This window comes from Halomonas alkalicola (genome assembly GCF_030704205.1).
Lineage (GTDB): Bacteria > Pseudomonadota > Gammaproteobacteria > Pseudomonadales > Halomonadaceae > Halomonas > Halomonas alkalicola.
On record NZ_CP131913.1, the window covers coordinates 388,692 to 414,418 of the forward strand.

General features: G+C 67.9%; 25 protein-coding genes. 16 read left to right on the forward strand and 9 right to left on the reverse strand.

The features are described from left to right. Positions 1–5: 5 nt before the first annotated feature. On the reverse strand, positions 6–2,690 hold the full coding sequence (gene gyrA, locus B6N23_RS01850) for a DNA gyrase subunit A (protein ID WP_305501518.1): 2,685 nt from the start codon (positions 2,688–2,690) through the stop codon (positions 6–8). 122 nt (positions 2,691–2,812) lie between these two features. Continuing rightward, positions 2,813–3,232: an acyl-CoA thioesterase gene (locus tag B6N23_RS01855; protein WP_305501519.1), complete on the reverse strand. Its 420-nt coding sequence runs from the start codon at positions 3,230–3,232 to the stop codon at positions 2,813–2,815. Between the two features lie 166 nt (positions 3,233–3,398). On the opposite strand from B6N23_RS01855, the gene B6N23_RS01860 reads away from it, so the two are divergent. The 6 genes from B6N23_RS01860 (at position 3,399) to B6N23_RS01885 (ending at position 11,952) form a co-directional block, all read left to right on the forward strand. Beyond that, a complete protein-coding gene (locus B6N23_RS01860; protein ID WP_305501520.1) occupies positions 3,399–4,325 on the forward strand; it encodes a recombination-associated protein RdgC in 927 nt (308 codons plus the stop codon). A gap of 4 nt (positions 4,326–4,329) precedes the next feature. Then, on the forward strand, positions 4,330–5,502 hold the full coding sequence (locus B6N23_RS01865) for a 1-acyl-sn-glycerol-3-phosphate acyltransferase (RefSeq protein WP_305501521.1): 1,173 nt from the start codon (positions 4,330–4,332) through the stop codon (positions 5,500–5,502). Between the two features lie 24 nt (positions 5,503–5,526). Continuing rightward, complete coding sequence (locus B6N23_RS01870) at positions 5,527–6,723, forward strand: cation diffusion facilitator family transporter (protein WP_305501522.1); 1,197 nt, start codon at positions 5,527–5,529, stop codon at positions 6,721–6,723. A gap of 75 nt (positions 6,724–6,798) precedes the next feature. After that, the gene (locus B6N23_RS01875; protein WP_110070292.1) at positions 6,799–7,080 is read left to right on the forward strand and encodes a hypothetical protein; all 282 of its coding nucleotides are present in this window, start codon (positions 6,799–6,801) and stop codon (positions 7,078–7,080) included. 169 nt (positions 7,081–7,249) lie between these two features. Further along, positions 7,250–8,734 carry a tRNA uracil 4-sulfurtransferase ThiI gene (gene thiI, locus B6N23_RS01880; RefSeq protein WP_305501523.1) on the forward strand — a complete coding sequence of 495 codons (1,485 nt, stop codon included), beginning with the start codon at positions 7,250–7,252 and terminating at the stop codon, positions 8,732–8,734. Between the two features lie 86 nt (positions 8,735–8,820). Beyond that, positions 8,821–11,952 carry a transglycosylase domain-containing protein gene (locus B6N23_RS01885; protein ID WP_305501524.1) on the forward strand — a complete coding sequence of 1,044 codons (3,132 nt, stop codon included), beginning with the start codon at positions 8,821–8,823 and terminating at the stop codon, positions 11,950–11,952. 174 nt (positions 11,953–12,126) lie between these two features. On the opposite strand, the gene B6N23_RS01890 is transcribed toward B6N23_RS01885, so the two are convergent. Both B6N23_RS01890 and B6N23_RS01895 read right to left on the reverse strand, forming a co-directional pair. Then, entirely contained in the window at positions 12,127–12,399 is a 273-nt protein-coding gene (locus tag B6N23_RS01890) for a hypothetical protein (RefSeq protein ID WP_379686506.1), read from the reverse strand. A 187-nt stretch (positions 12,400–12,586) separates the two neighbouring features. Further along, positions 12,587–12,856 (reverse strand): hypothetical protein, encoded by a 270-nt coding sequence (locus B6N23_RS01895; RefSeq protein WP_169958488.1) that lies wholly within the window; start codon positions 12,854–12,856, stop codon positions 12,587–12,589. 219 nt (positions 12,857–13,075) lie between these two features. Between B6N23_RS01895 and metG the strand changes: the two genes are divergently transcribed. From metG to B6N23_RS01920, 5 genes are all read left to right on the forward strand, one after another. Next, positions 13,076–15,112 carry a methionine--tRNA ligase gene (gene metG, locus B6N23_RS01900; RefSeq protein ID WP_305501526.1) on the forward strand — a complete coding sequence of 679 codons (2,037 nt, stop codon included), beginning with the start codon at positions 13,076–13,078 and terminating at the stop codon, positions 15,110–15,112. A gap of 4 nt (positions 15,113–15,116) precedes the next feature. Then, positions 15,117–15,902, forward strand: a complete 786-nt coding sequence (locus B6N23_RS01905) for an RnfABCDGE type electron transport complex subunit B (protein ID WP_305501527.1) — start codon at positions 15,117–15,119, stop codon at positions 15,900–15,902. Between the two features lie 498 nt (positions 15,903–16,400). Then, positions 16,401–17,036: an endonuclease III gene (nth, locus tag B6N23_RS01910; RefSeq protein ID WP_305501528.1), complete on the forward strand. Its 636-nt coding sequence runs from the start codon at positions 16,401–16,403 to the stop codon at positions 17,034–17,036. Between the two features lie 86 nt (positions 17,037–17,122). Beyond that, positions 17,123–18,205, forward strand: coding sequence for a hypothetical protein (locus tag B6N23_RS01915; protein ID WP_305501529.1), 1,083 nt, complete (start codon positions 17,123–17,125; stop codon positions 18,203–18,205). After that, a complete protein-coding gene (locus B6N23_RS01920; RefSeq protein ID WP_305501530.1) occupies positions 18,205–18,969 on the forward strand; it encodes a YdcF family protein in 765 nt (254 codons plus the stop codon). The genes B6N23_RS01915 and B6N23_RS01920 overlap by 1 nt, the downstream gene beginning before the upstream one ends. Before the next feature lie 7 nt (positions 18,970–18,976). Here the strand turns inward: B6N23_RS01920 and B6N23_RS01925 are convergent, their stop codons facing one another. From B6N23_RS01925 to B6N23_RS01935, 3 genes are read right to left on the reverse strand one after another with little or no spacing between them, the layout of a single operon-like run. After that, entirely contained in the window at positions 18,977–19,984 is a 1,008-nt protein-coding gene (locus tag B6N23_RS01925) for an ArsA family ATPase (protein ID WP_305501531.1), read from the reverse strand. A gap of 7 nt (positions 19,985–19,991) precedes the next feature. Continuing rightward, entirely contained in the window at positions 19,992–20,294 is a 303-nt protein-coding gene (locus B6N23_RS01930) for a cory-CC-star protein (protein ID WP_302138655.1), read from the reverse strand. Between the two features lie 14 nt (positions 20,295–20,308). Beyond that, positions 20,309–21,985, reverse strand: a complete 1,677-nt coding sequence (locus B6N23_RS01935) for a carbon starvation CstA family protein (RefSeq protein WP_305501532.1) — start codon at positions 21,983–21,985, stop codon at positions 20,309–20,311. Between the two features lie 230 nt (positions 21,986–22,215). Between B6N23_RS01935 and coaE the strand changes: the two genes are divergently transcribed. The 5 genes from coaE to B6N23_RS01960 are packed head-to-tail and all read left to right on the forward strand — an operon-like array spanning position 22,216 to position 24,553. Then, on the forward strand, positions 22,216–22,845 hold the full coding sequence (gene coaE, locus B6N23_RS01940; RefSeq protein ID WP_305501533.1) for a dephospho-CoA kinase: 630 nt from the start codon (positions 22,216–22,218) through the stop codon (positions 22,843–22,845). A 54-nt stretch (positions 22,846–22,899) separates the two neighbouring features. Further along, positions 22,900–23,148 (forward strand): type II toxin-antitoxin system Phd/YefM family antitoxin, encoded by a 249-nt coding sequence (locus tag B6N23_RS01945; RefSeq protein ID WP_110070304.1) that lies wholly within the window; start codon positions 22,900–22,902, stop codon positions 23,146–23,148. Further along, on the forward strand, positions 23,138–23,422 hold the full coding sequence (locus tag B6N23_RS01950) for a type II toxin-antitoxin system RelE family toxin (RefSeq protein WP_110070305.1): 285 nt from the start codon (positions 23,138–23,140) through the stop codon (positions 23,420–23,422). The genes B6N23_RS01945 and B6N23_RS01950 overlap by 11 nt, the downstream gene beginning before the upstream one ends. Positions 23,423–23,436: 14 nt before the next feature. Beyond that, positions 23,437–23,667: a DNA gyrase inhibitor YacG gene (gene yacG, locus B6N23_RS01955; RefSeq protein WP_305501534.1), complete on the forward strand. Its 231-nt coding sequence runs from the start codon at positions 23,437–23,439 to the stop codon at positions 23,665–23,667. 7 nt (positions 23,668–23,674) lie between these two features. Next, positions 23,675–24,553, forward strand: a complete 879-nt coding sequence (locus B6N23_RS01960; RefSeq protein WP_305501535.1) for a DNA replication terminus site-binding protein — start codon at positions 23,675–23,677, stop codon at positions 24,551–24,553. Positions 24,554–24,934: 381 nt separating this feature from the next. Here the strand turns inward: B6N23_RS01960 and B6N23_RS01965 are convergent, their stop codons facing one another. Both B6N23_RS01965 and B6N23_RS01970 read right to left on the reverse strand, forming a co-directional pair. Beyond that, positions 24,935–25,135, reverse strand: coding sequence for a hypothetical protein (locus tag B6N23_RS01965; protein WP_305501536.1), 201 nt, complete (start codon positions 25,133–25,135; stop codon positions 24,935–24,937). 121 nt (positions 25,136–25,256) lie between these two features. Beyond that, positions 25,257–25,667 carry an SRPBCC family protein gene (locus B6N23_RS01970; RefSeq protein WP_305501537.1) on the reverse strand — a complete coding sequence of 137 codons (411 nt, stop codon included), beginning with the start codon at positions 25,665–25,667 and terminating at the stop codon, positions 25,257–25,259. Between the last annotated feature and the right edge of the window lie 60 nt (positions 25,668–25,727).

The window sequence follows — 25,727 nt, forward strand, 5'->3', positions numbered from 1 at the left end:
TGCCGTTATTCCCCATCGTCTTCCCCTTGCTCATCGTCACCGTCGAAATCGGGGTCTGCCCCGGCTTCTTCCGGCTCGTCGATCCGTACCGTCTTGACCAGCTTCTCTTCGTTGCCCAGGCGGATCAGCATCACGCCCTGGGTGTTGCGGGAGGTGATGGAGACCTCGTCGACCCGGGTGCGCACCAGGGTGCCGCGGTCAGTGATCAGCATCATCTCGTCGGTGGAGTAGACCTGCATGGCGGCCACCAGGGCGCCGTTACGCTCGCTGGTCTGCATGGCGATCACGCCCTGGCCGCCGCGGCCGCGCAGCGGGAACTCCTCGAGACGGGTGCGCTTGCCGTAGCCGTTCTCGGAGGCGGTCAGGATATAGATCTGGCCGCCGTTGCCGGCCTCGACGGCGACACCCGCTTCCGCCTCGGCTTCGCCCTCGCCCTCCACGTCGGCCTCGGCGTCGATCAGCTGGCTCTGGGGGATGATCAGGCTGATCACCTCGGCGTCGTCGAGCAGGCGCATGCCGCGCACGCCGCGGGCGGTACGGCCCATGGCGCGGACGTTGCCCTCCTCGAAGCGGATCGCCTTGCCGTTGGACGACAGCAGCATGACGTGGTCGCTGCCCGAGGTGATAGCCGCACCGATCAGACGATCATCCTCCTCGAGGTCGATGGCGATCAGGCCCACACTGCGCGGCCGCGAGAACTGCTCGAGACTGGTGCGCTTCACCGTGCCCTTGGCGGTGGCGAAGAAGATGTAGTGGTCCGGGTCGTAGTCGCGAACCGGCAGGATGGCGTTGATCGCCTCGCCCTCGTCGAGCGGCAGCATGTTGACCAGCGGCTTGCCCCGCGAGCCGCGGCTGGCCACCGGCATCTCGTAGACCTTAAGCCAGTAGACCTTGCCGCGGTTGGAGAAGAGCAGCACGGTGTCGTGGGTCGAGGCCACCAGCAGGTGCTCGATGACGTCCTCGTCCTTCATGGCGGTGGCGGACTTGCCGCGACCGCCGCGGCGCTGGGCCTGGTAGTCGGAGAGCGGCTGGGTCTTGGCGTAGCCGGAGCGGGAGACCGTGACCACCATGTCCTCCTCGGCGATCAGGTCCTCCATGGAGAGGTCGAGATGGCTGGCCTGGATCTCGGTGCGACGCGGGTCGCCGAACTGGTCGCGCACGGCGATCAGCTCCTCGCGAATCACCTCGAGCAGGCGCTCGCTGGAGGCGAGAATCGCCATCAGCTCGGCGATCTTCTCGAGGATATTGAGGTACTCGTCGAGCAGCTTCTCGGTCTCGAGGCCGGTCAGGCGGTGCAGGCGCAGCTCGAGGATGGCCTGGGCCTGGGCCGGCGACAGGCGGTACTCGGTGGCCGAGGGGTTGAGGCCGAAGCCCTCCTCCAGCTCCTCGGGCTTGCAGGAGGTGGCACCGGCGCGCTCCAGCATGGGCGTGACCTGCCCCGGCGGCCAGTTGCGCGCGAGCAGCTTCTCCTTGGCCTCGGCGGCGTTCGGCGAGGCCTTAATCAGCTCGATCACCTCGTCGATGTTGGAGATCGCGACGGTCAGGCCTTCGAGGATGTGGCCGCGCTCGCGGGCCTTCTTCAGCTCGAACAGGGTGCGACGGGTCACCACCTCGCGGCGATGACGAATGAACGCCTCGAGGATCTCCTTGAGGTTCATGATCTTCGGCTGGCCATCCTCGATGGCCACCATGTTGATGCCGAAGACCGTCTGCAGCTGGGTCTGGGCGAAGAGGTTGTTGACCACCACCTCGCCGGACTCGCCGCGCTTGGTCTCGATCACCACGCGCAGGCCGTCCTTGTCGGACTCGTCGCGCAGCTCGGCGATGCCCTCGATCTTCTTGTCCTTGACCAGCTCGGCGATCTTCTCGATCAGCCGCGCCTTGTTCACCTGGTAGGGCAGCTCGCTGATGATGATGTGGTCGCGGCCGCTCTTGTCGTCATGCTCGATGGTGTGACAGGCGCGCACATAGATGCGCCCGCGGCCGGTGCGATAGGCCTCGAGGATGCCGGCCCGGCCGTTGATGATGGCCCCGGTGGGGAAGTCCGGGCCCGGCACATGCTCCATCAGGTCGTCGACGGTCAGGGTGTAGTCGTCGATCAGCGCCAGGCAGGCGCTGATGACCTCGCCCATGTTGTGGGGGGGGATATTGGTGGCCATGCCCACGGCGATGCCGGAGGAGCCGTTGATCAGCAGGTTGGGCACCTTGGTGGGGAGCACCTCGGGGATGCGCTCGGTGCCGTCGTAGTTGTCGACCCAGTCGACGGTGTCCTTCTCGAGATCGGCCAGCAGCTCGTGGGCCAGCTTCGCCATGCGCACCTCGGTGTAACGCATGGCGGCGGCGCTGTCGCCGTCGATGGAGCCGAAGTTGCCCTGGCCATCCACCAGCACGTGGCGCATGGAGAAGTGCTGAGCCATGCGCACGATGGTGTCGTAGACGGCGCTGTCACCGTGGGGGTGGTACTTACCGATGACATCGCCCACTACGCGGGCCGACTTCTTGTATGGCTTGTTCCAGTCATTGCCGAGCTCGTGCATGGCGAACAGCACGCGCCGGTGTACCGGCTTCAGGCCATCGCGCACATCGGGCAGTGCCCGGCCGATGATCACGCTCATCGCGTAATCGAGGTACGACTGCTTGAGTTCGTCCTCGATATTGACTGGCAGAATCTCTCTGGCGATGTCACCCATGGGTCGTCGAATCCTTTGCACTGCAAGAGGTTGGCCGCCCTCGCCGGCGTTGCCGCGGGCGCCATGATAGCGCTACATCATACCACCGCGGGCAGAGCAAAGGCAGCCGGCTATGCGAGGGGCTACTCCATCACCAGGGGCTCGAGCAGCTCACGAATCTCGCCCTCGATGGGCACCGCCTGGTTGGCCGCCACGTCGAGCAGCACAAAGGTCAAGGTCGCCGCACTCACCAGGGCGCCGTCGCGCACCCGGCGGATCTCCTGGCTCATCCTGGCGCTGCGCCCGCCGACGGCCGAGAGGCGCGTGAGAATCTCCAGATCGTCCCCCGCCACCGCCGCCTGGCGGTAGTCGATATTGAGGTTCACCGCCACGAAGGCGAGCTCGCCCCCCATCAGGCGCCGGGCGAGGCCCGGTCGATCGTCGAAGTAGCCCCAGCGCCCCTCCTCCAGGAACTCCAGGTAGCGGGCGTTGTTGACATGGCCGTAGCCGTCCAGGTGATAGCCGCGCACCCTCAGGCGGGTGGTCGAGACACGAGAATCCATGGCATTGCTCCTTGATAATGGCCGTGATGGCAGGCCCGGCGATTCTGGCAATGCCGCCGGTGAATTTCAAACAGTCGTTTCAAGCTGGACGCCGCCCGGCGACCCGCTGGCACCCCCGCCCCCCTTCAGGGATAATGGCCGTCCTTTTTACCCCGGGAAATGCTTCATGTGGTTCAAGCACTTGCACCTTTATCGCCTGCACGATGCGCCGACGCTGGATGCCGCCACCCTCGAGGAGGCCTTGGCCGAGCACGCCGCCAGGCCGCTGGGCGGCCAGGATCCTCGCCGACTGGGCTGGACCGCCCCGGCCGGCCGCGCGGGCACCGCACGCCTGCACGAGCTGCAGGGCCAGCGCCTGCTCAGCGCCCTGCGCCAGGAGCGCCTGCTGCCCGCCGGCGTGGTGCGTGAAGAGACCGAGGAGCGTGCCGCCGAGGTCGAGACCCGGGAGGGGCGCAAGCCGCGCCGCCAGGAGAAGATCGCCCTCAAGGAACAGGTCGTCGAGGAGCTGCTGCCGCGGGCCTTCGTGCGCAGCCAGAAGATTGACCTGTGGTGGGACACTCGCCGCGGGCTGATCGGCATCAATGCCAGCTCGCGTACCCGCGCCGAGGAGCTGCTCGACCTGCTGCGCGAGACCCTGGGCAGCCTCAAGGTGACCCCGCTGGCTAGCCAGACCCTGCCCATGCGCGCCATGACCCAGTGGCTGACCGACCCCGCCTCGCGTCCCGCCGACCTGGTGCTGGGCGACCAGGTGGAGCTCAAGGCCAAGGGCGACGACGGCGTGCTGCGCGCTCGCCAGGTCGAACTGGACAGCGACGAGATCCAGCAGCTGCTGGAGGGCGGCCGCCAGGCCAGCAAGCTGGCCCTCGAGATCGAGGGCCGAGTCAGCTTCGTGCTGCACGACGACCTGGCGCTGAAGTCGCTGCGCTTCGGTGACGCCCTGATCGACGAGGCCAACGCCGCCGATGACGGCGACGATGCCCTGGTGCGCCTCGAGACCGACTTCCTGCTGATGGCCCAGGCCCTGGGCGAGAGCATCGAACGCCTGATCGCCTGGCTGGGCGGCGAGGCGAGCACCGCGAACCGTGAAGTGTGACGCCATGACCGACCAACGCCCCGACACCTCGCCCGCCGATCCCTGGGCCGAGATTCGCCCCTACCGTGACGACGAGGTTGCCGAGGTCCTCGCCCGCCTCGCCTACGACCCGGAGCTGCTCACCGCCCTGACCCGCTTCCGGCTGCCGCGGCTGTCGCGCGTCATGCCGCGCCTCTCCAGCACCCTGGCGAGCCTGGCCATTCGCCGCGAGGTGCGCGGCGTGACCAGCGTCAACGACTTCCAGATGCGCATCGCCTCCTACATGGAGCGCATGATCCGCACCACCACCGATGACTTCCAGGTCGAGGGGCTCGACGCCCTGGATAACGACACCGCCTACCTGTTCATCGGCAACCACCGCGATATCTCCCTGGACCCGGCCTTCATCAACTATGCGCTCTATCTGGCCGGGCGTGACACGGTGCGCATCGCCATCGGCGACAACCTGCTCAAGAAGCCCTATGTCACCGACCTGATGCGGCTCAACAAGAGCTTCATCGTGCCGCGCAGCGCCCGCGGCAAGCGCGCCATGCTGGCCGCCTACCAGCAGCTCTCCGCCTATATCCGCCACTCTATCAGGGAGGACAACCACTCCATCTGGATGGCCCAGCGCGAAGGGCGGGCCAAGGACGGCATCGACCGCACCGACCCCGCGATCATCAAGATGATCACCATGGCTCGGCGAGCCGAGCAGCGCGGCGTCCCCATCGGCGAGGCGGTCGCCGAGCTGCGCCTGGTGCCGGTCTCGATCAGCTACGAGTACGACCCCTGCGACGTGCAGAAGGCCCGCGAACTCCACGCCCTGCACACCAGCGGCAACTACGAGAAGGGCCAGTTCGAGGACATCCAGTCCATCGTCGCCGGGATCACCGGCCACAAGGGCCGGGTGCGGCTCTGCGTCGGCACGCCGCTCTCCGATGACTTCTCAAGCCCAGAGGCAGTGGCCGCGGAGATCGACCGCCAGGTGCTGGCCAACTACCACCTCTTCCCGAGCCATCACCTGGCCCTGGAGGCGCTGGGCGACGCCCCGGAGCTGATCGACCACGCGGCCATCAGCGACGCCGACCGTGCCCGCTTCCAGGCCCGCCTGCAGCAGGTCCCTGCGGAGCTGCGCAGCTGGTGGCTGGCGCAGTACGCCAACCCGGTACGCAACAAGGCCGGACTCATCGCCCCCTGATCGCCCCCTGACCGCGAGGACGCCATGGCACACGCCCACGGCCATCACCACCATCACCATGCCGTGCCCCCCGACCGCGGCGCCCAGACCCGCGAGGCCCACAAGGTCACCCTGATCGGGGCGGTGATCGATTTCGTGGTGGGTGTGGCCAAGATGGTCACCGGCTTCATGGTGGGCTCAGCGGCCCTGGTGGCCGACGGCATCCACTCCTTCTCGGACATCCTCACCGATGTCTTCGTGCTGGGCGCCACCCACTTCGGCCGCCAGGAGCCGGACAGCAACCACCCCTATGGCCACGGCCGCATCGAGACCCTGGCCACCCTGTGGCTGGGCAGCGTGCTGATCTTCGTGGCCGGCGGCATCGCCTGGGCCAGCCTCATACGGCTGGTCGCCGGCGAGCCGATCCCCGCCCCGGGCCTCTGGGCCATCGGCATCGCGGTGATCGCCCTGGGGGCCAAGGAGTGGATCTTCCGCTACACCATGCGGGTCGCCAGGCGCGTCAACTCGCGGCTCCTGGAGGCCAACGCCTGGCATTCGCGCTCCGACGCCCTCTCCACCGTGGTGGTCCTGGTGGGCCTAGTGGCCGCCCAGTTCGGGGCCGGCTGGATGGATGCCGTGGCCGCCATCGTGGTGGGGGTGATGGTGGGCCAGGTGGGCGGCCGGCTGCTCTGGGAGTCGAGCCAAGAGCTGATCGACACCGCCCTGCCCGAGGCGGAGCGCCGCGAGATGCAGGCGGTGGCCGAGCGGGTCCCCGGCGTGCGCGGCGTGCATGACCTGCGCACCCGCACCCTGGGCAGCCAGGCGGTGCTGGACCTGCACATCGTGGTGCCGCCTCGTGTCACCGTCTCAGAGGCCCACGAGATCGGCAACGAGGCGAGCCGCCGGCTGCGCGAGGCCTTCCCGCTGCTCGCCGATGTCACCTTCCATATCGACCCCGAGGACGATGCCGGCGAGACCGAGCACAGCCTGCGCCCCGGCCTGCCCCTGCGCGGCGAGGTGGAGGGCATGCTGGAGCAGACCTGGCAGGAGGTGCCCGCCTGGCAGGCCCGGGTCGCCCTGGACCTGCACTATCTCGACAACCAGGTGGATGTCTCGATCTTCGTCAACGCCCTGCCGGAGGGCCAGAGCCTGACCCAGGCCGCCGACGAGCTGCGCGACGCCTGCCGGGACCTTACCTGGGTGGGCTGCCTGCGTGTCTGGCAGGGCCCCGGCAAGGGGTGATCCCCTCTGCTGCCTGGCCCAAACGTGGTATCGTCACGCCACTGCGGCACGGCAACGCTACCCAAGGAGAAGGCCATGTCCTCATCGGAAATCCAGAAGACCCGGGTCATCAACGAACTGCGTGGTTTCATCAAGAAGCTGCTGCAGGATCCGAAGATCCTCGACCAGTCCCTCGAGATCGCCCGGCGCCACCTGCCCGAGGGCGGCGGCAGCGCGGTGATGGCGCGTATCGCCAACGAGATCTCGGAGACCACCAGCGTGCACATTCCGGAGGATCCGGCCGAGCACTCCGAGGCCGACCGCCTCTTCCTGGAACTGCTCAAGGAGGTGGTGGACGAGGAGCAGGCCCTCTACTGAGCGCCGCTCGCGGCCGCCGCTGCTGCCGCCCTCCTCCCCGCCTTTCCGGCACCTCCCAAGCGCCCCCCGACGCCCGGCCCTGCCGGGCGTGTTCGTTGCGGGCCCCTGCCCGCCGAGTCTGGTAAACTGCAAGGCACTGTTTCCACAAAAGCTTTACAGAATTTCCACGATGTACTATCTGCTCAAGTTGTTCCCCGAGATCACCATCAAGTCACGCTCCGTGCGGCGCCACATGATCCGCTGCCTCGCCTCCAACGTACGCAATACCCTGCGCCCGCTTGACCCGCGGGTGAAGGTCCAGGAGCGCTGGGACATCCTGCAGGTGGCCCTGCCCGATGACCTGATCCCTGCGCATCAGGAGGAAATGCAGGAACGGCTGACCCGCATTCCCGGTATCCACGAGGTACAGGCGGTCGAGGAGGTCGACTTCGACGGCCTCGAGGACATCGCCAGGCAGGTGGTTCCGCTATGGCAGCAAGCCATCGCCGGGCGGCGCTTCCGGGTCACCGCCAAGCGCCGCGGCGAGCACGACTTCACCTCTGCCGACATGGAGCGCCACCTGGGCACCCAGCTGCTTGCCGCGGCCCCCACGGCGCGGGTCGATCTGCGCCACGCCGAGGTCGAGGTGCCGGTGCAGGTGGTGGACGCTCGCCTGCGCCTGATCCGCCAGCGCTGGCCGGGGCTCGGCGGCTATCCGCTGGGCATGCAGGGCCAGGCCATGACGCTGATCTCCGGCGGCTACGACTCCCCGGTGGCCGCCTGGCGGATGATCCGCCGCGGCATCAAGAGCCATTTCCTGTTCTTCAATCTCGGCGGCCCCGAGCATGAGCGCGGCGTCCGCGAGGTCACCCACCACCTCTGGCAGCGCTACAGCCTGTCGCATCGGGTCAACTTCATCTCGGTGCCCTTCGAGCCGGTGGTGGCCGAGATCCTCAAGACGGTGCCCGACAGCCTCATGGGGGTGGTGCTCAAGCGCATGATGGTGCGCGCCGCCTCGCGCATCGCCCAGCGCGCCCGGGTGCCGGCCCTGGTCACCGGCGACGCCATCGCCCAGGTCTCCAGTCAGACCCTGACCAACCTGGCACTGATCGACGAGGCAAGCTCCCTGCCGGTGCTGCGCCCGCTGCTCACCGAGGACAAGCAGGCGATCATCGATCAGGCCCGCCGGATCGATACCGCACGCTTCGCCGAGGCGATGCCGGAGTACTGCGGGGTGATCTCCAAGCGCCCCCACACCCGCGCCCGGCGCGATCAGGTCGCGGCCGCCGAGGCCGGCTTCGACTTCGGCGTGCTCGACGCCGCCATCGAGGCCGCCACGCTGACCCGCAGCGATAGCCTCGGCGACACGATGGTCCCCGCCCCGCAGGCGCTCCTCACCCTGGACTCCCCGGCGGCCCTCGCCGCCGCCGACGACGTCAGCGTGATCGACATCCGCCCACCCGGCGAGCGGGAGGAGGCGCCGCTGGCACTGCCCGAGGTTCCGCGCCTGGAGATCCCCTTCTACGAGCTGCAGCAGCGGGCCGAGGCCCTGCCGGACGATCGCCGCTACCTCCTCTACTGCGACCAGGGGGTGATGAGTCGCCTGCAGGCCCTGCACCTCCACGATCGCGGCCTCACCCACTTCGGCGTCTATCGAAACACCGCATCCAGATAGTTACATTTCGCTACTCAAACGCCAGAATCGTTCTACGCTCATGGAAGGAGGTACGCATTCGTACCGGGCCATGGCGGAGGTAGCGTATGGGCAAGCAGGACTCCCAGGAGCCGCTTCTCGATCCCGGCTGGCCGCGGCCGCCGGGCGCCGGGCTGTCGGCCGAGCCCCCACCCAGGAAGCGGCGGCGCCTCGGCCTGTGGCTACTGCTGTTCCTCGCGCTGGTGGCCAGTGTGCTGGCCACCCTGCTGGTGGCCGAGGCACGCACCTCGCGTTTCCAGTCCCAGGAGCTCTCCCGCTACGCCGCCACCCTGACCTGGACCGTCGCCCCGGGACGCAGCGAGCGGCTGCTCGCCCCCGCCCACGGCCCCTTCGATGAGCGGCTCGGCTACACCCGGCTGCCCGAATTCCAGTCGCGACTGGTGGAGCGCGGCTTCCTGGTCGAGCGCCAGGCACGCTTCTCGCCGGCGCTGATGGAGTATGTCAACCACGGTTTCTTCCCCCCCTACGGCGAGAAGACCCGTGCCGGCCTCACCCTGGAGAGCTGCACCGGCGAGAGCCTCTACGTCTACCGCCACCCCGGGCGCCACTTCCCCCACTTCGATGCGGTGCCGCCTCTGGTGCTGGAGATGCTGCTGTTCATCGAGAACCGCCAGCTGCTCGACGCCAGCGCCCCCAACGCCAACCCCGCGGTGGACTGGCCGCGCTTCGCCCGCGCTGCACTCTCCCAGGCGAGCCGGGCTCTGGATGTCTCGGACCAATCCGCCGGCGGCAGCACCCTGGCCACCCAGATCGAGAAGTATCGTCACTCCCCCGGCGGGCGCACCGACACCCCCATGGAGAAGCTGCGCCAGATGGCCTCGGCCAGCGTGCGCGGCTACCGCCACGGCCCCGAGACCCTCACCGCCCGCCAGGATATCGCCCTGGACTACCTCAACAGCGTGCCGCTGGCCGCCGCCCCCGGCCACGGCGAGGTGCATGGCCTCGCCGACGGCCTGTGGGTCTGGTTCGGCGCCGACCCCGACGAGATCAACCGCCTGCTGGTGCCGGACTTCAACGGCCCCGATGCCCTGGCGCGGCGGGGGCTGGCAACGCGCCAGGTGCTCGCGCTGATGATCGCCCAGCGCCGCCCCTCCTGGTACCTGCGCGGCGGCCGTGAGGCCCTGGAACGGCTGACCGACAGCCACCTAAGGCTGCTCGCCAGCGAGGGCGTGCTGCCCGTCGAGCTGAGCGAGGCGGCCCTGGCCCAGCGCCTGGTGTTCCGCGACTTCCAGGCGGCCCCGGTGGCCCACCGGGTGCCCCGCGACAAGGGGCTGCAGGTGGCGCGTACCCGCCTGGCGGGCATGCTGGGCGTCTCGCTCCACGAGCTGGACCGCCTGGATCTGACCGCACGCACCACCCTGCACCCCGACCTACAGGTCGAGGTCACCGACTACCTGTATCGGCTGGCCGACCCGCCCTTCGCCGGCGAGATCGGCCTCTTTGGCGAGCGCCTGCTCGCCCCGGAGAAGACCGCCGAGGTGCGTTACAGCTTTACGCTCTTCGAGCGCAGCGAAGAGGGCTTCCGGGTGCGCGTGCAGACCGACAACGGCGGCCAGCCCTTCGATATCAACGAGGGCAGCAAGCTGGAGCTGGGCTCCACCGCCAAGCTCAGGGTGCTGGCCACCTACCTGGAGGTGATCGCCGAGCTGCACGCCCGCCACGCTGGTCTGCCCGCCGATACCCTGCGCCAGATCCCGGTGGACCGCCAGGATCATCTCAGCCGCTGGGTGCTCGAGCGGCTGATCGCCACCCCGGAGGTGCCGCTCGACGAGCTGCTCACCCAGGCCATGCAGCGCCGCTACTCGGCCAGCCCCCACGAGGCCTTCTTCACCGGGGGCGGGCGCCACACTTTCAGCAACTTCCGGCGCGAGGACAACGGCCGCAACCCCACCCTCGAGGAGGCCATGCGGGAGTCCCTCAACCTGCCCTTCATCCGCCTGATGCGCGACCTGGTGAACTACAGCATCCACCGCGACGAGAACCGCCGCCGGCTGCTCGAGGACGACAGCGATCCGCGTCGCCTGGACTACCTGGCGAGCTTCGCCGATCGCGAGGGCCGGGTGTTCCTGCAACGCTTCTGGCGCAAGTACCAGGCGTTGCCGCCCGAGGAGCGCCTGGAGGCCTTCCTGGGCGGGCTGCGCCCCGGCGCGCGGCGGCTGGCGGCGGTCTACCGCTATCTCTACCCGGAGGCGGACCCCATCGGCTTCACCGCCTTCGTCGCCGAGCGGCTGGGCGGCCGCGACGCCAGCTTCCGGCCCAGCGTGCTGTTCGAGGGCAGCGACCCCAGCGCCCTCACCCTCTCCGACCAGGGCTATATCGCCGGCGTGCATCCGCTGGAGCTGTGGCTGGTGGGCTTCCTGCAGGACCAGCCAGACGCGGGCTACGCCGACGCCGAGGCCGCCAGCCGCGAGGCGCGCCAGGAGGTCTACGGCTGGCTGCTGCGCACTCGCCACCGAAGCGCCCGCGACACCCGCATCCGCACCATGCTGGAGGTCGAGGCCTTCCTCGACATCCACCAGCGCTGGGCGCGGCTCGGCTACCCCTTCGACCACCTTGTACCGTCGCTGGCCACCGCGGTGGGCAGCTCGGGGGATCGCCCCGCAGCCCTAGCCGAGCTGATGGGCATCATCCTCAACGACGGGGTGCGGCTGCCCACCCTACGCATCGACGACCTGCACCTGGCCGAGGGCACCCCCTACGAGACCCGCTTCCTGCCTGACCACGGCCGCGCCCGCCAGGTCATGGCGCCGGAGGTGGCCGCGGTGCTGCGCCACACCCTCTCCCAGGTGGTGGAGGGCGGCACCGCCCGCCGCCTGCAGGGCAGCTTCCGGCTGGACGACGACACCCCGCTGACCCTCGGCGGCAAGACCGGCACCGGCAACAACCGCTTCCAGACCGTCACCCGCTCCGGCCAGGTGGTGCACTCCGAAGCGCGCAACCGCACCGCCACCTTCGTCTTCTACCTGGGCGACGACCACTTCGGCACCCTCACCGCCTACGTGGCCGGCAGCGAGTCGGACCGCTTCCGCTTCACCTCGGCCCTGCCGGTTCAGGTGCTCAAGGGCATGGAGCCGATCCTGCGCCACTACCTGGCCGCGGGCACTCATACCCAGTGCCAGCCGCCCCGCGACCACGACATGCTGATGGCAGACTCCAAGCCCAGCGGCGGCTCTTCTTGAGCGTCCGGCAGGGCAAAGGCTGTTCCAGCTGGCAGGCTCTCTCAATATTGCTTTTCTCCGCTCGCTTTCAACATACAAGCCACGCTCCGCGGGGCGAAGGGGTACAAAGGCCCCTACGAAAAGCGCCCGGTGAGGGTAGGCACCGGGCGCTTTGTTCGTTCAGACGTGCTCAGATCAGCCGCAGGGCACGACTTTGCGCAGCGTATCCTTGGCCCACAGCATCTGGCCATCGGGGGTACGACCGTGCTCACTCCAGCGCTCGGTGACTTCGAGACAGAAGGAGCCGGCGTTCTCCACGCGGGGATCGGGGCTGGCGGGACGCTCGCCACCGATCCGCAGCACATCGGGATTCTCGGTGGTGTAGCGGGGCGCGATGGTAGTGTTGCTGGCACAGCCGGCTGCCAGGGCAGCCACGAGCAGGACGGGTAAACAGCGGCGCAGAGGCATGTTCACTAAACCCTCAGAGTGAGTCGATCCGATGCCGGCACCCATTGGCCGGCAAGGCTATATACCCCCGGCCGGGAGGGCCGTCAAACGTTTTCGAACACTGTTTGCATGCTATCGGCAGCCGCCAGAACGAAGCCGCCCGATGCGGGATCGCATCGGGCGGCTTGCGGTCAGAGCATACCTGGCCTCAGCTGCAGGGTACGACCTTGCGGGCAGTGTCCTTGGCCCACAGGCTCTGGCCGTCCGGGGTGGTGCCGTGGTCGTTCCAGGTCTCGGTGATCTCGAGGCAGTAGGAGCCCATCTCCTCGACGCGCTTCTCGGGGTCGGCGGGGCGATCATCGCCGATCCGCATGAGGTCCGGGTCGACGCTGGTGTAGGTCGGCGAGATGGCATTGCCGGCACAGCCGGCCAGCAGGGCGGTGGCCGCAATCAGGGGCAGGGCAAGACGCATACGCATGGGAATTCCTCCATGAAGTCTGTTGGGAAGCAGGCTCCAGGCATGCGTGACGCTGAGGTTGGTCATCCTGCGAGTGGCGATCCGTGCCACTCACCGATTGACCCTACCATTTTAACCGAACAGTGTGCGACACGCCAAACCCGGGTGGTGCGCGGGTGCAGCCACGCCCCAAGACCGCTACAATCGACGGCCTGATTTTCATGGGAATCCAGAGCCGACATGTCGACCACCGCCAAGCGCCAGATCCTGGTTACCAGCGCCCTGCCCTACGCCAACGGCGCCATCCACCTCGGCCACCTGCTCGAGTACATCCAGACCGATATCTGGGTGCGCTTCCAGAAGAGCCGCGGCCACGAGTGCCACTATGTCTGCGCCGACGACGCCCACGGCACCGCTATCATGCTGCGCGCCGAGCAGGAGGGGATCACCTCCGAGGCGCTGATCGATCGCGTCAGCCAGGAACACCAGGCGGACTTCGCCACCTTCGGCGTGGCCTTCGACAACTACCACTCGACCCACTCCGACGAGAACCGCTACTTCAGCGAGCTGATCTACACCCGCCTGCGCGACAAGGGCCACATCGCCACCCGCGACATCGAGCAGATGTACGATCCAGTCAAGGGGCTGTTCCTGGCCGACCGCTTCATCAAGGGCACCTGCCCCAAGTGCAAGGCGGACGACCAGTACGGCGACAACTGCGAGGCGTGCGGCGCCACCTATACCCCGGCCGAGCTGATCGACCCGGTGTCGGCCATCTCCGGCGCCACCCCCGAGGTGAGAAGCTCCACCCACTACTTCTTCAAGCTGCCGGACTTCGCCGACTTCCTGCACGAGTGGATCAACGACGGCCACGTCCAGCCGCAGATCCGCAACAAGCTGATGGAGTGGTTCGAGGCCGGCTTCAACGAGTGGGACATCTCCCGCGACGCCCCCTACTTTGGCTTCGAGATTCCCGACGCCCCGGGCAAGTACTTCTACGTCTGGCTGGACGCCCCCATCGGCTACCTGGCCAGCTTCAAGAACCTCTGCGACCGGCAGGGGCTGGACTTCGACGCCTTCTGGCACAAGGACAGCCAGGCCGAGGTCTACCACTTCATCGGCAAGGACATCGTCTACTTCCACGCGCTGTTCTGGCCGGCCATGCTCCACGGCGCCGACTTCCGCACCCCCACCGCGGTCAACTGCCACGGCTTCGTGACGGTGAACGGCGCCAAGATGTCCAAGTCTCGCGGCACCTTCATCAAGGCCGCCACCTACGCGGACTTCCTGAACCCGGAGTACCTGCGCTACTACTTCGCCGCCAAGCTCACCTCCCGGGTGGACGACCTGGACCTCAACCTCGAGGACTTCGCCGCCCGGGTCAACAGCGACCTGGTCGGCAAAGTGGTCAACATCGCCAGCCGCTGCGCCGGCTTCGTCAAGAAGCTCGGCGGCGGCAGGCTCTCAGCCCACTGCGCCGAGCCTGAGATGGTGGCCCGCTTCATCACCGCTGGCGACGAGATCGCCGAGTTCTTCGAGGCCCGCGAGTTCGGCCGTGCCATGCGTCGGGTGATGGAGCTGGCGGATGAGGCCAACACCTACATCGCCGATGCCGAGCCCTGGGTGCTGGCCAAGCAGGAGGGACGCGAGCAGGAGGTCGTCGACATCTGCTCGGTGGGTCTCAACCTGTTCCGCCAGCTGATGGTCTACCTGGCACCGGTGGTGCCGGCCATGGCCGAGGACGCCCGGGCGTTCCTCAAGCTCGACGGCCTCGACTGGCACAGCCGCCATTCGGTGCTGCTGGGCCACGAGATCGCCAAGTTCAAGCCGCTGATGACCCGCGTGGAGCGTGAGAAGATCGACGCCATGATGGCGGCGTCAAAGGAGGACCTGGTGGAAGAACAGAAGCTCAAGGAGACCCCGAAGGGGCCCCTGGCCGAGACGCCCATCGCCCCGGAGATCGGCTTCGAGGACTTCATCAAGGTGGACCTGCGCATTGCGCGGATCGCCAAGGCGGAGTACGTCGAGGGCGCCGACAAGCTACTCAAGCTGACCTTGGACCTGGGCGGCGAGACCCGCACGGTGTTCTCCGGCATCCGCAGCGCCTACGCCCCCGAGGCCCTGGAGGGACGGCTCACCGTGATGGTGGCCAACCTCGCCCCGCGCAAGATGCGCTTCGGCCTCTCCGAGGGGATGGTGCTGGCCTCGGCCAACGACGAGGGCATCTACCTGCTCTCGCCGGACACCGGTGCCGAGCCCGGCCAGCGGGTGACCTGAGGCGGTGAGCCAGCGCGAGCGGATCGCGGCCATCGACGCCTTGCTGCCGCAGACCCAGTGCGGCAAGTGCGGCTTCGATGGCTGCCTCCCCTACGCCGAGGCGATCGCCGCGGGTGAGCCCATCAACCGCTGCCCGCCTGGCGGCGAGGCAACGCTTGTACGCCTGGCGGCGCTCACCGGCCTGCCGGTAGAGCCCCTGGCGGAGCCCGCCCAGCCGCCGCTGGCCGCGGTGATCCGCGAGGACGAGTGCATCGGCTGCACCAAGTGCATCCAGGCCTGCCCGGTGGACGCTATCCTCGGCGCGGCCAAGCGCATGCATACGGTGATCACGGACGAGTGCACCGGCTGTGAGTTCTGCGTGGCGCCCTGCCCGGTGGACTGCATCGATCTGGTGCCCCACCCCGCCTGGCAGGCCGCCGAGAGCGAGGCCGAGCGCGAGGCCTACCTGGCCCAGCGCGCGACGCTCGGGCGCAGCCGCCACCGCGCTCGCCAGGCGCGCCTGGCCCGCGAAGCCAAGGAGAAACGCCTGGAGCGCCAGAAGCGGCTGATGCAGCAGCGCCGCCCCGGCGGCTCTGGCCCGGCCGCCGCAGGCCCCGCGGTAAAACGACAACGCCAGATGGCTCTGAAGGCCGCCGAACAGGCCGTCAAGCGCGTGCGGCAGCAGCTGGAGAGCGCCCAGCGCCGCGGCGACGCCCAGGCCGAGGCTACCGCCAGGACCCAGCTCCCCGAGGCCGAGCGGCTGCTCGCCGAGGCCAGAAGCGCGCTGGAGCAGGCTGACACGGCCGATTAAGCGGAATCACACCGCTGGGCGAAGGCGAAGTCTAAATCGCTTCAACCTACTGGTCCCAGAAGGAGCAGGTCACGGTGATGGCGTGTTAGTCACCAAGGCCGGAGACTACTGGTGGGAGCTGGGCTCCGCCCGGCGAATGGCGCCGCAGGCGCCCAGCGGTGTCGCCATCCGTCTATTCGCCCCGCAGAGCGTGGCTCCCACCAGAAGCAACAGCCTCGGTGGCAGCAGGCAACTGATGGGAGCTGGGCCCCACCAAGCGAATGGCAGTGTTGCCACCGCCCCAAGCTACTAGTAAGAGATCGGCTCTGCCGAGCGAACGGCTGTGCCGCCACCGCTCCAAGCTACAGGTAGGAGACCGGCTCCGCCGAGCGAATGGCTGTATTGCCACCGCTTCAGACTACTGGTGGGAGCTGGGCTCCGCCCGGCGAATGGCGCCGCAGGCGCCCGGATAAATTACACAGCCCGAAGGCCGAGTTTCCGAGAAACGAAAAAGATGCCATGAACGCCCAGAAACGCTTCGAGATCTTCGCGCGGCTGCGCGAGCACAACCCCGAGCCCACCACCGAGCTCCACTGGACGACCCCCTTCGAGCTGCTCGCGGCGGTGCTGCTCTCCGCCCAGGCCACCGACGTCGGCGTCAACAAGGCCACGGCCCGCCTGTTCCCCATCGCCAACACCCCCCAGGCGATCATCGAGCTCGGCATCGACGGGCTCAAGGAGCACATCAGGACCATCGGCCTGTTCAACACCAAGGCCGAGAACCTGATGAAGACCTGCCACCTGCTGGTTGACAAGCACGGCGGCGAGGTCCCCGAGACCCGCGCCGCCCTGGAGGCGCTGCCCGGGGTGGGCCGCAAGACCGCCAACGTCATCCTCAACACCGCCTTCGGCCAGCCCACCATCGCGGTGGACACCCATATCTTCCGGGTCTCCAATCGCACCGGTATTGCCAAGGGCAAGGACGTGGTCGAGGTCGAGAAGAAGCTGCTGCGCCATGTGCCGAAGGAGTTTCGCCAGGACGCCCACCACTGGCTGATCCTCCACGGCCGCTACACCTGCGTGGCGCGCAAGCCGCGCTGCGGCAGCTGCGTCATCGAGGACCTGTGCGAATTCAAGGAGAAGGTTGAACTTTAAGGCGGGATGCGCCGAACGGCGGGTTGGCAGCCGCCGGCGGCTGGGGGAGGATGGATCCACAACGACAAGAGCCCTTTCGGAGCCCCATGCCCATCCCACTCCACGACCGCCCCATCGCCGAGCGCATCGAGGCGCTGCTGGCTCTCTCCCGCCAGCATGCCGACACCTACTGCAGCCCCTCGGCCAGCCTGGCCCGGGAGAGCTATCTGGCCCGTCACCCCACCCGCCTGCTGGTACTGAAGTGCATGGACGGGCGCATCCATATTCCCCACGCCACCCGCACGCCGCTGGGCATCATCTCCCCCTTTCGTAACCTCGGTGGCATCTTCGACCTGGGCTGGCCCTACCTGGGAGAACTGGTCACCGAAGCGGTGGCCGAGGGGATCCGCGCGGGCCACGGCTCGCTCTTGATGATCACCTACCACTTCTCCCGGGGAGAGCGGCTGCGCGGCTGCGCCGGCTTCGGCTGCGATGCCGGTGCCGCCCTGACTCACGCCCGCGAGATCCGCGCCCAGGCCGAGCGGCTGTTCGGCACCGACCACCAGCACGTCTACCCGCTGGTGTGCGGCTTCGAGACCGACTCCGACGCCCTGATCCTGCACGGCGAGGGGGAGGCGACCCTGGACATCGGCGCGCTCGCCCCCGACGACGGCGAGAGCCTCGGCCACCGGGTCGCCGCCCTCTGCCCGGACATGCCGGCCGATATCCGCCGCGACCTGCTGCCGCTGCTCGAGGGCAACCTGGCCCATGCGGCGAGCCTGCGCGGCGTGGCCCGCCAGCTCGATATCGAGCATCGCGAGTGGGTGATCTGCGTGGGGCGCGGCTTCGACTTCCTGCACCTGCCCAACACCGCGCTGATCATCGGCCCCTACGGCCCGAGCCTCGCCGAGCCCATCGGCACCGCCGCCGACATCATCGATGCCAACATGGCCGCCGGACGCATTCCCGATGACGGCCTCATGCTGCTGGCCTCCACTCCCTACCAGGCGGTGGGGGTGGATCGCGCCAGGGCCGAGCTCAAGTCGCACTTCCTGGCCGACTTCGCGAGCCGCGTGATCCAGGAGCGTCACCCCTGGCTCGCCGAGCGCATGCACCGCCACACCGCCGTGGTGCACTGGCCCACACGGCGCCTCGACCTGCTCGACACCGGCATCGGGAGGCCGCGCTGATGGACGTGCTCAAGTACCTGGCGCTGCCGCCGCTGGTCAACGTCCTGCTGGTGCTGGTGGGTCTGGCCCTCGGCGCGAAGCGCCTCGCCGGCGGCCTGCTGGTCACACTCGGCCTCGCCAGCCTGCTGCTGCTCGCCACCCCCTGGGCCAGCCACGCCCTGCGCCAGGGGCTCGAGCCCGCGCCGCTGGCTGGCCCTGGCACGCTGCGCGGCGCCCAGGCCATTGTGATCCTGGGCGGCGGGCGCGACTACGTCGCCCCTGAGTTCGGTTGGGGCGATGCCCCCTCCAACCCCACCTGGCGGCGGCTGGCCTATGGCGCCCACCTGCACCGGGGCAGCGGCCTGCCGATCCTGGTCAGCGGCGGGCGGGTCCATGATGAGCACAGCGCCGAGGCGAGTCTGATGGCCGCGGCGCTGCGCGAGGTGTTCGAGGTACCGGTACGCTGGCTGGAGGGTGAGAGCCGCAACACTGCGGAGAACGCCCGCTTCAGCGCCGCCATGCTTCAACGCGACGGCATCGAGCGGGTGGCGCTGGTCTCCCAGGCCTGGCACCTGCCGCGAGCTATCGCCGAGTTCGAACGCGCGGGGCTTGCGGTAATCGCCGCGCCGACGGAGTTCGCCAGCGCACCGCCGCCGGGGGTGCATGGCTGGATCCCGCGCGCTTATCACCTCAACGAAAGCACCCGCGCCCTGCACGAGTGGCTAGGGCGCGGGGTGCTGTGGGTGCGCAAGGCGCTGCTGGAGCGCCACCGCGGCGGCGCCTGACGCGGGGCTAGAAGCCCTCACCCTCCAGCCGGTCGGCCAGCTCCTCGAGGATCGAGATGCCCTGCACGTCGGTGGGCAGCCAGGGCAGCCGCGGGCGCGGCAGGTGGCCGAGCTCCTGATCGATGCGGGCCAGGTAGGTCGCCTCCTGCTCCCGCCGGGCGCGCAGGAACTCCCCGTCGGCATCCTCGGGAATCACCCGGTTGACCAGGGTGCCGGCCACCGGCACATGGGCCTCCTCGAGGGTCGCCACGGCCCGCGCGGTCTCGAGGATCGGCAGCCGCTCCGGGGTCAGCACGAACAGGAAACCGGTCTCCTCGGCGTTCTCGATGCGCCGCCGCGCCCGGTGGAAGAGCCGCCTGCGCTCGATCAGCGTCTTCGCCACGTCGCGGGTCTTCTCGTCCAGGTCGGTGAGCGGATCCTCCTGGGGATCGTCGAAGGGGGTGGCCACGTCGCGGCCGCGCTTGGGGGTCAGGTGCGAGAGGACCTTGCCCAGCTCCTCCGACTTGCGGTTGTGGGCCAGCAGGCCGTCGGTCCAGGCGGCCATCGCCTCGGGCAGGGTCAGCAGGCGCAGGGTGTGGCCGGTGGGTGCGGTGTCGAAGATGATCAGGTCCCAGTCGGCCTCGTCATCGGTGATCAGCCGCGACAGCCGCTCCAGCAGCGCCGCCTCCTGGGTGCCCGGCGACTGCCGGGTCAGGCGCATCTGCCGCTCCAGCTCCTTCATCATCTCCGGCGCAGCGTAACGGCGCATCTGCTCGGTGACCCGCGCCAGGTGGGCCTCCACCTCGGCATCGGGGTCGATCTCCATGGCATCCAGGCCCGGCAGCAGCCGGCGCGGCACGTCGCCAAGCTCGCGGTCGAAGACGTCGCCAAGGCTGTGGGCCGGGTCGGTGGAGACCACCAGCACCTTCCTGCCCCGTCGCGCCGCCAGCACCGCCAGGGCCGCGGCCACCGTGGTCTTGCCGACCCCGCCCTTGCCGCCCACCCACAGCAGGCGTTTGTTCAGCAGTTCTTTCATCAGGGCCTCAGCAACACTTGAAATGATCCAGCGGCGAGCGCTCCATGCCCATACGCCGGTGCCAGTCGTGGAAGCGCTCCAGCAGCAGCGGCTGCAGCTCCAGGGTGTAGTAGGCCGCCGGGTTGGGCACTCCCATCATCTCGGAGAATACCAGCAGCATGAAGAGGTCATCCTCGTCTCGACGGGCGCGAGCGATGGCGCCCCGGTAGCGGGAAGAGTAGACCTCCTCCGCGAAGAAACGGGCCTGGCTAAGCCAGGCCCGAATCCGTTCGAGACGAGGATCATGACCGGGGTCATGATCATCGTTCATGGGTCACTCCTTCATCACTTCTGCTCGGCGGCCATCTCCGCGCGGGAGCGCTTGAGCGCCGAGGCACACTCCATGGCCACCATGATCGCGGCGATCAGCACCACGATATCCAGTACCAGCAGGAACATGTTGCCCTGCTGATAGAAGGTGCGCAGCTGGATCAGCAGCGCGGCGATGGTCATCACCAGCAGGAAGCAGAGCGGCGCCAGGGTGTACCACATCGGGCGACGCAGACGCACCAGCATCACGGTGATCACCAGCAGGGTCAGGCCCGCCAGCAGCTGGTTGGTGGTGCCGAACAGCGGCCAGATGATCAGGCCACCGGAGCCATCCGCGCCGCCGGCGCCGAAGGCCAGCAGCAGGCAGCTGCCCACGGCCAGGAAGGTGGCGATGGCCGGCTTCTTCATCCACTGCTGATTATAGATCTCACCCCACTCCTGGAAGATGTAGCGCTGCAGGCGCAGGCCGGTATCCATGGTGGTGCCGGCGAACAGCGCCGCCATCACGGTGAGCAGGGTCGCCGCGGTAGCTTCGGGCAAGCCGATGCCGTTATGGATGATGAAGGCACCGCCCTCGACGAAGGCATTCACGCCGCCCTGGCCGAAGGCGCTGTACATCGCCTGCCAGTCGCCGAAGGTGGCGAAGCCGGCGGTGGCGGCCAGGATGGCGGCCAGAGCCAGCATGCCCTCGCCCACGGCGCCGAAGTAGCCGACGAAGCGTGCATCGGTCTCGCGGTTGAGCTGCTTGGAGGTGGTACCGGAGGAGACCAGGCCGTGGAAGCCGGAGATGGCGCCACAGGCGATGGTCACGAAGAGCAGCGGCAGCAAGGACGGCGTACCGGCCGGTACGTTGGTATTGAACGCCGGGGCCACCAGGGTCGGGTTCATCAGCACGATGGCGCCGTAGAGGATGATCAGGCCGATGAACAGCTGCAGGCCGTTGATGTAGTCGCGGGGCTGAAGCAGGACCCACACCGGCAGCAGCGAAGCGATGGCCGCATAGGCGAACAGGATCAGGATCCACACAGCGTTGCCGGAGAGGCCGGCCACCTCGGCGGGCATCTGGATCGGCACCGAGGGGCCGATGCCGATCAGCGCATAGAGCGCCACCACGCCGATGATGGAGACCATCGGCAGGCTCAGCATGCGACGGTAGATCAGCTGGCCGATGATCAGCGCCACCAGGATGGCGCCCCACACCGGGACCACGGCGCTGGAGAAGTTCATCATCAGGCCCGCGATCACCACGGCGAACACCGCGTTGACCATCAGCAGCACCAGGAAGATGACGATCATGAAGATGCTGCGGGCGCGCTTGCCCACCACGTCGCCGGTCAGGGCGCCGACGGACTTGGCCTTGTTGCGCACGCTGGCCCAGATGGCGCCGAAATCATGCACCCCGGCGAAGAAGATGGTGCCGAACACCACCCACAGGAAGGCCGGCAGCCAGCCCCAGATCACGGCGATGGCGGGCCCCACGATGGGCGCGGCCCCGGCCACCGAGGTGAAGTGGTGGCCCCACAGCACGAAGCGGTTGGTGGGCACGAAGTCGACGCCATCCTCGTACTCATGGGCGGGCGTCTTGTAGTCAGGGTCCAGTCGGTAGATCTTCTCGGCGATGAACTTCGAGTACAGGAAGTACCCGGCCGCCATCGCGGCAAGACCCAGGACCAGGATAACGATGGCACTCATGGCGCACTCCTAGCGGGAACGGGGAGGTGTGGGAGACGGCACCGCGGCTCGGGCAGCACTCTGTTCAATGGTCTTACCTTATATAGGCCAAGTCCATGACAAAGCGCGACTTGACGGTCAACGCGAGACTAAAGTCGCAGAGCCCGCTCGAACTTCACGGCCAAACTCCATAGACTGTATGCACTCACAGCATCTGCTGAAGACAAGAGCCCAAGGATGGAAGCAACACGATGATCATAGGCATGACTGGCGGCATCGCCTCGGGCAAGTCCACCGTGGCCAGGGCCTTCGCCGCGCTCGGCGCCCCCTGGGTGGACGCCGACGACGTGGCCCGCGAGGTGGTCGAGCCCGGCGAGCCGGCGCTTGCGGAGATCGCCGAGCGCTATGCTCATGAACAAGGGCCCGGGGTGCTCAATGACGACGGCACCCTGAATCGCCGCGCGCTCAGGGAGATCGTCTTCGCCGACCCGGCGGAGCGCCGCTGGCTGGAGTCCGTCACCCATCCGCGCATCCGCGCGCGGCTGGTCGAGCACCTGGCGCGCCTCGAGGCCTCAGGCGCCCCCTACGTGCTGCTGGTCTCGCCGCTGCTGTTCGAATCCGGCCAGAGCGAGATGGCCGATCGCTGCCTGGTGATCGACGTCCCCGAGGCGCTGCAGATCGAACGCACCGCCGCCCGGGACGATGTCGACGAGGCCCAGGCCCGCGCCATCGTCGCCGCACAGATGCCCCGCGCCGAACGCCTGGCCCGGGCCGACGATGTGCTGGACAATGGCGGCAGCGAAGAGGAGATGCGCCGCCGGGTCGCCGAGCTGGATCGGCGGTATCGGGAGCTGACGAGCGAGCGATCCAAGACCTGTTAAAAGACTTTTAAAAGGTCTACAATGCTGGCAGTTGAAGCATAAGGAGTGATTCACATGCCCCATACCATCCTGGCTAACACCACCGCCAGCATCTCCGAACTCAAGAAGAATCCGATGGCTACCGTCGCTGCGGGCGAGGGCTTCCCGGTTGCCGTGCTCAACCGGAATGAACCCGCTTTCTACTGCATCCCGGCCGCTGCCTATGAGGAGCTGCTTGAGAAACTCGAGGATGCTGAGCTTAACCGGATAGCCGATGAGCGCAGCCAGCAACCTGAAATTGCGGTGAGTCTGGATGACCTATGAGTTACGCTTCCGCAAGGAGGCGCTAAAAGAGTGGCGAAAGCTGGACGGAAGTGTTCGCGCTCAGTTCAAGAAGAAGCTGACCGCCATACTGGATTCACCCTCAATTCCGGCGGCCCGTCTGCATGGCAACCGCGACAGATACAAGATCAAGCTTCGTAGTGCTGGTTACCGCCTCGTCTACGAGGTAAGAAACAATGAACTGGTTGTCGTCGTGATTGCCATCGGCAAACGCGAGCGTAATGACGTCTACATGAAAGCCGATAAACGACACTGACCCACAGGAGCCCCATGAGCAACACCCAACGCCCCCTGGAAGTCGCCTGCCCCCAGTGCCGCAAGAAGGTCGTGTGGAGCGAGAAGAACGCCTACCGCCCCTTCTGCAGCGAGCGCTGCCGCCTGCTGGATCTCGGCGCCTGGGCGGATGGCAGCCACCGCATTGCCGGCGAGCCCGCCATGGACGAGACCGAGATCGACGAGATGATTCTGCGCGCCGAGCGCGGCTTGCAGGAGCCGGAGTGAGTCCCCGTTGAGCCGCCCCGAATACCGCCTGCTGGCCGAGCTGGAGGCCGCCTTCGACGCCCTGATCGACGCCGGCGAAACGCTGGCCGCGGCCCATGAAGCGAAGCCCGGCGCCTGCTGGATCTTTGGCGAGCCGGAAACGGTAAGCGCCGAACGCGCGGCCGATTGGCTGCGCCACGCCCTGCTGGATGTCTGGTACCAGGATGGCCAGGACGGCCGCGCCACCCGCACCCATATCGGGCTGGTGGCCGCCGATGAGCCCCTGATGGACGCGGTGGCACGCACCAACATCGCCAAGGCCGACTTCGCCGCCCTGCTCGCCCGCATCAAGGAGTGCGAACCCGAGCTGATTCCCGAGGCGAAGGCGGTGCTGCCCTTCCGCCACCCGGAGCTGCACGATCACCTGCGCGGCCAGGGCCTCGCCAGAGTGCACCTCAAGCAGTGCTGGCGAGCGATCCCCGTGGCCGAGGCGCCCCTCGCCCGGGTGCGGCTCGCCTGGTACTCCAGCGGGCGCTCCATCAAGCGCCTGACGGTGCAGGAGGCCGAGCAGAAGCTGATGAAGCTCGACTCCGAGGCCGCGCACGTGCGCATCCAGCTGCGCAAGCTCGCCGGCATCCCGAGCGCAGAACCGCTGGCCCAGGTGCAGCGCCAGGCCCCGCTGATGCGCGCAAACCTCTTCTATCGGGAGCCCCTCGACGACGGACGTACCCGCCGTGCCATGAACGTCGCCCTGCCGCTTTTCGTGCCCAGCCCCGACGGCCGCCTGCCCGACCACAACCTCCCCCCGCTCGCGCCGCCCGAGCAGCGCACCCGCGCCAGAAGACGCGACGAGAAGCTCGAGGACGAGCCCTTCCTGCCCAGCCTGCGGGTCTATCGGTACCGGTAACGGAAAACAGGCATGCCTGATTGTTGATGGTGGGAGCCGGGCGCTACCCAGCGAATGCCTGCGTTGCCACCGCTTCAAACTACTGGTGGGAGCTGGGCTCCGCCCGGCGAATGGCGCCGCAGGCGCCCAGCGGTGTCGCCATCCGTCTACTTGCACCGCAGAGCGTGGTTCTTTAACTAAACTCACCCATCAATCAAAATACATTTAGTTAAAGAGCGCCAAGCGCTAGCCAGCGACCAAAGAAGCCACACATCCAAGCCACAGGTAGGAGACCGCCTCTGCCGAGCGAATGGCTGTATTGCCAGCGCTTCAAGTTACTGGTGGGAGCTGGGCTCCGCCCGGCGAATGGCGCCGCAGGCGCCCAGCGGTGCCGCCATCCGCCTATTCGCCGAAACGTCGGACCGCCCGCAGAGCGTGGCTCCCACCAGAAGCAACGGCCTCGGTGGCTTGAGAGTCAGGATGGCCCGGCTCCTCGGAAGGGTCCTGCAGCCGCGGCATGGCAGCCACGCGCAGATCGATGTAGCGCAAAAGGCCAAGCTGCACGCCCAGGATGGCGAAGCACCACATAAGCCCCTTGATCATGGCGGATTCCTCTGTGAGGCCGGCGGCCTCGTCAAGGTCATGATAGGTCTACCGCAGGGGAAAAAGTAGATAGCAGCCTAATAGAATTTCTGCATCAGGGCAGGAGACGCCATAGAGAAAGCTATAGCCTCTCCTCCACCCGCTCGAGGATCTGGCGGCTGACGCGCCCCACCAGGGGCCTCGCCGCCTTGTTCACCGCCTTCTCCACCAGCTTGTTGCGCAGCACATAGGTGAGGGTCAGCGCCACCTCGGTGCCCTCCTTCACCGGGGTGAGTCGGTAGCAGCCCTGGTTCTCCACGCCGTCCAGCGACTCCCAGGAGAGCACCTCCGGTGCACGAGACTCGGTCACCGCCACGTCGAAGTGCCAGTCGCGGCCCACCGCCCGCACGTGCCAGCGGTAGCGATCTCCCCCCAGCGGCTCGATGGCGTGGATCAGGTCGGAATAGTCGGCGAAGTCCTCCACCCGCTCCAGCAGGGCGAAGACCCGCTCCGGCGGCGCCTTCAGGATCGCGCTGTGTTCGATGGTGGCCATATGGTGTTTCCCGGGCTCGGTCAGAACGGTAGAATTGCACGTTTTCCCTGCCCCGTATCA